Genomic DNA, 7,077 nt, shown 5'->3' on the forward strand with positions numbered 1-7,077 from the left:
AACCACTCTGAATGAACAGAGTGGTTTGATATAATTATTTGAGAATAAATTAGAATTTATCCCAGAAAATGTGAGTTTTTAGTTTGTCTCCACCAATAGCAGCAGATCCGGCTTCATAGTTTGCACCGTTAACTGTTTGTTCGTTTATTGGGTAAGTTAACCTTTTTGGAACTTGACCTTCTGCTTCAGAATATGCATTTGCTGGAGCAACCAAAGCAGGAAAATCTAATCTGCGATATGATGTCCAAGCTTCAAAACCTCTATTATAAAATGCAATCCACTCTTGTTGAGCAATTTTTTGTTTATCAGATCCTGGAGCAGTTGCATAATTAACACTTGGAGTTAATAAATAAGCTGCTGCCTTATCTGCAATACCCCAATTTTCAAAAGAAGCAGTGATTGCTTGGTTGTAATAATATTGAGGCGAATTTCCAACTGCAAATCCTTTTAAAGCAGCTTCTGCTAAATAAAAATTTACTTCAGTAGCTTCCATTAATAATGAAGGGAATTCTGGCGCTGTTAGAATAGGATTCACATGAGAGAAAATAGTGTAAATATTTGTATAACCGTATTTTCCTCCTGCATAAGTCCCGTCTGCTAAAGGAGTAAAGTATTTATCTCTTCTAGGGTCGTCTAAAGTGTTCATTGCGTTTACAATTGGTGCTGCAGGAACAAAATCATTTCTGTTAGAAGCTACCAGATTTTCGTAAATAGGGTTGTAATTTGGAGCAGATACTGCATAATTAAATGAGGCATTGTTCTCATTGGTAGTTATTACACCACTAGTGTAAGCACTTTCTATTGTACTTTTTGCTAATGCCTCATTTGAATCAATAAGATTAACTCCTATTTTTACTTTTAATGAGTTTGCAAAAAGTTTCCATTTTGCTACATTACCTTTGTAAACGATGTCACCTGAGCTAAAAGATCCATTGTTAGTATCTAAATTTGCTATAGCAGCATCTAAACGTGTAATCAGTTTTGTATAGATTGTAGCTGCATCTTCATACTTAGGCAAAGGTATTGTTTTTGGTTGTAATGCATCTGTGTAAGGTACATCTCCAAATGAGTCAACTATTATTTGATAAGTATACACTTCGAATATTTCTATAATAGCAATTTTATTTTTTTGCTCACTTTGAAATTGTGCTGCAGGAACCCCGGTAGGAGCTGCCTCAGTAGGAATGATCTCTTTAGCAGATTCTAAGCCACCAAGTACAGTAGCGTACAAAACTCTCCATTGACGATCAGCAATTGCTCTTGAGCTTATTCTGTATCTTGATTCAGTGGTGTACTGTGTTGCTGCTAAGTACTGAGGGAAATATCTAAAGATAGAACCTTCATTTACACTAGGGCTTGTTAATTGATCTGTTAACGCTTTTTGAGAATTTCCAAATAAAGTGGCTGCAGGAACTTCATAAGCAGCATCTTTATTCTCATTAAAAGCGACATCATCGCTAACGCAACTTGTCATTAATAATGACAACATTGCTATTGAATATATTATTTTTTTCATTTTTTTAGAATTTTACTTTTACGTTAAAAGAATACATTTTAACTGTAGGCATAACTCCAGATTGAAATCCTTGTATGTTACCTGCAGATGTTCCAGCTTCAGGATCTGCGTCCGGTAAGTTTTTGTGGATAATCCAAACGTTATTACCGATTAAACTGAATGACATATCTTTAATAAATGTTTGTTCAAGATATTTTGAAGGAAGAGAATAAGTGAAACCTACTTCTCTAAGTTTAACATAAGAGGCATCGTATACATAATTGCTGTTTGGGTTACCAGATACTCCAAAACCTACTCCGCTTGCTTCACTAGAATCAGATGCGTCTACACGTGTTGTGTTCTGAACGTAATTACCACTACCATCTAACGTAACCCCTGGGTTAATGTATCCACCTCCATTTGCTAGAGTATTTCTAACAGGATTACCTAAGTCGTTGATGTATGCCGTTTGTACTCCAACACCTGTATCTTGTCCGTATGCCTGGTCAAGTGAAAAAACGCTTCCTCCTTTTTTAACATCAACTAAGAAATTAAAAGAAAGATTTTTGTAAGTGATTTTATTAGATACACCACCTATCCAATCTGCCTGGATATTACCAATTATTTGGTTATCTATAGTTTCATAATTTCCATCTGCATCAACGATTTTATTTCCGTTAGGATCACGTGCGATTCCTTGTCCTCTAATAGCACCATATTGTTCACCAACGGTTGCATTAAGAGTAACATTTTGGTTCCAGCTAGCTAATTGAAGATTTGTTCTTCCTTCGTTTAAAGAAACTACTGTGTTTTTGTTTTTTGCCCAGTTAACAGCAACTTGCCATTGGAAATCTTTGGTTTTAATTGGAGATCCTGATAAAACTACTTCAATACCTTTGTTTTCAAGCTCACCTGCATTAATTTGTGCAAAGCTGTATCCTGTTGAAGGAGATTGAGGTACGTTAAAGATTTGGTTTTCTGTATTACTTTTGTATACAGATAAATCTAAACTTAATCTGTTATTAAATACTGAAGCTTCTAAACCAGCCTCCCAGCTTTTTTGTCTTTCTGGTTTTAAGTTTTGGAATTGAACATATGTAGCACTGTTTTGAAATAATGGATTTCCATTTAGTAATCCATTGTTTATTCTAGCACCCAATAGACCAGCAGCTGGATCATTTCCAACTTGAGCATAATTAAGTCTTACTTTACCTAAAGACAACCAATCAGCTTTTAATATTTCTGAGAATACAAAACTTGACCCTACAGAATAGTAATCATAAGAGTTGTTATCTACATATAAGCTTGTTGATTGATCTCTACGGTAAGATCCTTCTAGGTATAACATTTTGTTATAATCTAATGAAAGTTGTCCGTAAATCCCTGATTTTTCAGAATCTATTTCAGTTTCTATTGGTGCAACAAATGTATTTGAATTTGCTAATGTATAAAGTCCTGGTTTAACAAGGCCACCAGTAGTTGACCCATCAAATGAGTCAGTGCTTGTTTTTATAAGTGTTGCTCCACCTAATACTTTACCACTAACAAGAGGGCTTAATTTAAAATCATAAGTCGCTATGAAATCGTAAGTTTGTTGAAGAAATGCTCTGGTGTATAATGAATATCCAGAAGATTCACTAATTTGACTAACTCCAAATTCTTCTGCATGGCTTCCAATTTGTTTTCTAAGTTCTTGTCTGTCATTAGAGTTGTCTATAGTTACTCTTCCTAATACATTAAAGTTATCTGTAATGTCATAGCTTAGATTCACTCCTGTTAAGATTCTGCGTCTAACATCGCTTTCGTAGTTTTCGTATCTATCCCAGTATGGGTTATTCCAAAATGCAGGAGAAGTATTTCCTGACAAAGGATCACTCATATTCCAAGTGATATTTTGATGATTTCTGAAGTATTCTTGTTTTAACTCTTTGATATCGACGTTAGTTTGCCACCATTGTCTAAATCCTCCTATAAAGTTATCTCCGTAACCTAAACTGTTTCTACCAATAGTATTTTGATCGGTAAATGTAAAGAAAGCTCTTGCAGTGAATTTATCACTAAAGTCTCTTGAGAAATTACCACTAAGGATGTTTCTCTTAAGGCTGCTATTTGGTAAGACCCCTTTATCAGTATTGTTAGTTATGCTTAAGTTAAAAGTACTTTTGTCATCTCCTCCATTTAAGTTCAAACTGTTTACAGTATTGAATGCTTTTTCGAAAAAGGAAGTAGGGTCGTTTTGTGCGGCAACCCATGGAGTTGCTTTTCCAAAATTAGCATTCCCTGGAGCAAAAGCGTTCCATTGATAAGCTGGTAAGCCATCAAAAGCATTACCATAAGAAATGTCGTATCCTGTAGGTACTACTCTGTCTTCAACACCATCACCATCAACATCAGTATAAGTGAAGTTGTCATGACCATCATAACCACCACCACCGTATTGTTTTTGGTATTTTACAAACGTAGATTTATCAATTGTTCCAACTGAAGCAGTAGAACTGAATGAAACACCTAAACCTGCATTTTTCTTTCCTTTTTTAGTAGTTATCATAATAGCTCCATTAGCAGCAGAACTACCATATAATGCTGTAGCCGCAGCACCTTTAAGAACGTTTACTGATTCTACGTTATTAGGATCAATATCTGACGCTGAGTTACCAAAGTCAAATCCGTCTCTTCCGGTTTGAGTATCTGAGCTATTTAAATTCGCATTGTTTAAAGGTACACCATCAACAACAATCAAAGCTTGGTTGTTTCCTGTGATACTTTTTGTCCCTCTAAGAACAATGTTTGTAGATCCTCCAAAGTTTGAGTTGTTTCTTACTTCAAGACCAGCAACTTTTCCAGATAGGTTATTCAGGAAGTTTGTTGTTGGTGCAGTGTTAATTGCAGCTGCATCTAGTTTTTGTGAAGAGTAGCCTAAAGACTTCTTTTCTCTTGTAACACCCAAAGCAGTTACTACAACTCCTTCAAGTTCTTGCGCATCTCCAACTAATTTTACGCTAACTGTAGATGAACTTGCAGCTACTTCTTGAGATTTCATTCCAATGTAGCTAAATACCAAAATTTGGCTTGGTGATGCTTTGATAGAAAATTTACCATCAAAATCTGTTTGTGTTCCAGTTTTTGTTCCTTTTATTAATACACTAACACCTGGTAAAGGCATTCCTGTATTATCAGAAACAGTTCCTGAAACGGCTCTTTCTTGCGCAAAAGTTAGTTGCGCCATTAGTACTAATAAAAGCACTAAGAATCCATTGAACTTTAGTTTCATTTTTAAATATTTTGAATTAGTTTGACAAAAATCTTAATAATTTGTTAATCTACCTAATATAAAATGCTTTTTTTTTAGTTAAATTATGATTTTAAAGTAGGATATTGTTTTTTTATCGTTAAAAAATGTGAATAAATTTAAAATTCGCAATTTTTTGTGCTAAATTTGATAATAATTAAATTTATTGCAAAAATAATAAATGTTAAATTTGTATATTGATATTCTTTAATTTGATTTTTTTATAACTTTTGTCTTAAAAAAAGTTGCCTTAGAGGTTTTTTTTGGTGTAATTTTAGTTGTATCAGCTTTAAGGTATGAGGAATTTGAATTATTAAAGGGATTTTTATTTAAAATTTAACATTGTAGCATATGTTTAAAATACTGTCCTGAAATTTCATCTCGGTTTTGTTTATTCTTCCGTTAGCTATTATTAAAGTTAACAGCCCATTTTTTGTAACTAGGCCTAATCCTATTCCGACAGAGATTAGGTTGTTGAATTTTTTGTTGTCTATTAAATTTGTCTGATCTTGATAAATTCCATAGTCAATTATGCTGTGTATATATAGATTTTGAGTTGCTACATATCTATATTCAGTTAAGATAAGGTTTGTGTTGTTGCCTTGTAAGCTGTTTTCGGCAAAACCTCTAATTGACTTTAAGCCTCCAAAGCGGAATAGTTCATTTGAAATGTAGTTTTTACTATTCAGGTAAAGATTTTGTGAGTTAATATAAATAAAGCTTTTCTTATTTAATTCGAAATTATAGGACAAATTTAAGCTGCTATAAAATTGTTTGCTGGATTCAGTGGTTTCGGGGCTGTTGTTGGTGTCTCTTTTTCCGAATCCGAGTATGAAATTTATGTATGCTTTCTTTGAGAATAGATTGTTCATGTGATCTATTCTTTTGTATTCAATTGAAGAGGTGATGTATGAGTTTTTATAATCGCTGATAAGTGAATTATTTGTGTTTTGAATGTCGCTCGATTCTGTTGATTGATATCCTAAGTATATTTTTGAATTATAATTTAAATAGTATCCCAAGTCAATTGAGGTTCTGGTGTTTTGAAAAGTGCTGTCCTGTTTGAAGATATTTAGTTGTGCTTTTAATCCCAGTGGAGATTGAAATATATAAGGGATTTCTATTTTTGTGTTGAATGTTTTTTGTTGATTTCCATCACTTTTCCAGTAAAGCGAAAATTGTTCACCTGCATGAAGTGTATTTAATAGGTTTATGTCAAGATAGCCATTTAATGTTGTTTTTTTGTTTTCATCATTTGAGAAACCGATGTAACCATCAAAAGTGTTGGCTTTCCTTTTTTCTATGTAAGTGTATATTTTTGTTGAATCATTTGTGAATAATATTTGCGGATATTTTGTTTGGGTAACAAATTCATAGCTGTTGATGTCGTTATAAAGCTCTTTAACAATTTCTTGGTTAAAGGTTTTGTTTAAGTATTTTCTATTGAGTTGTTTTAGATGTCCCTTAGGAAAATAGCTTTTATTATTTTGATTGTCTTCGCTGAGAATAATGGAATTTACATTACGTTTTTTTTCGGATTTAAAAGTTAAGTCTGCATAAATTATTAAATTCTTTCTTTGAATATTTTCAAGTTTAATTTTACTTAGGGCAAAACCAAGTTTTTGGGCATCAATTATCTTTTGATCGAGGAAGTTTTCAACCTCATTATATTTGAAAATTAAGGTGTCTTTTTTTGTTTCAGCAGGCGTAAAAAAAACATTATTTGTACCTATATATATATGTATGGTTTTTATTTGTTTTTTTAGTTCAATAATACTGTGATAAGTGCTGTCATTAATTTTATTTGTAGCTATTATTTTATTGTCTACAAAACCTTCTTTGGCAAGTTTGTCTGTTGTCTTTTTTATTTCTTCAAATAATGATTTTATGTTCGGATGTTTTGTTGAATAATTTACGGAGTCAATGATGTGATTTTCTACATCGCTAGTGCTTATTATTTTTAGATAAAAATTTTGACTATAGATAGAAATTCCGAAAAATAAAAAAAATATGTAGATAAGGTTTTTCAAAACTAATTTTTTGGTTTCTAAAAGTATTGCAAATATCAATTGTTTGTTTGTAAAAACATAAGTTTAAATAATGTTATTGAAAATTAATAGATTAACGTTTGCAAACTGAAAAATATTTTATACATTTGCAACCCCGTAAAAAGCGGGAATTTAATATACATAATAAATTTTTAGTATTAATTATGCCAACAATTCAACAATTAGTAAGAACAGGAAGAACTCAGATAACTAAGAAGAGTAAATCGGTTGCTTTAGATTCTTGT

At 32.3% G+C, this 7,077-nt stretch carries 3 protein-coding genes and 1 pseudogene; 1 reads left to right on the forward strand and 3 read right to left on the reverse strand.

The genetic code is table 11. The features are described from left to right. Positions 1-49: 49 nt before the first annotated feature. The 3 genes from ACHZDT_RS01055 to ACHZDT_RS01065 all read right to left on the reverse strand — a co-directional run bounded on the left by ACHZDT_RS01055 (position 50) and on the right by ACHZDT_RS01065 (position 6,814). Positions 50-1,516 carry a SusD/RagB family nutrient-binding outer membrane lipoprotein gene (locus tag ACHZDT_RS01055; RefSeq protein ID WP_394772810.1) on the reverse strand — a complete coding sequence of 489 codons (1,467 nt, stop codon included), beginning with the start codon at positions 1,514-1,516 and terminating at the stop codon, positions 50-52. Positions 1,517-1,520: 4 nt separating this feature from the next. After that, entirely contained in the window at positions 1,521-4,766 is a 3,246-nt protein-coding gene (locus tag ACHZDT_RS01060; RefSeq protein WP_394772811.1) for a SusC/RagA family TonB-linked outer membrane protein, read from the reverse strand. A gap of 347 nt (positions 4,767-5,113) precedes the next feature. Further along, positions 5,114-6,814 (reverse strand): ShlB/FhaC/HecB family hemolysin secretion/activation protein, encoded by a 1,701-nt coding sequence (locus tag ACHZDT_RS01065; protein ID WP_394772812.1) that lies wholly within the window; start codon positions 6,812-6,814, stop codon positions 5,114-5,116. A gap of 125 nt (positions 6,815-6,939) precedes the next feature. On the opposite strand from ACHZDT_RS01065, the pseudogene ACHZDT_RS01070 reads away from it, so the two are divergent. After that, positions 6,940-7,077: pseudogene (locus tag ACHZDT_RS01070) on the forward strand (30S ribosomal protein S12); the annotation flags it as partial.

It is taken from the genome of Flavobacterium sp., from assembly GCF_043722275.1.
Taxonomy (GTDB): domain Bacteria; phylum Bacteroidota; class Bacteroidia; order Flavobacteriales; family Flavobacteriaceae; genus Flavobacterium.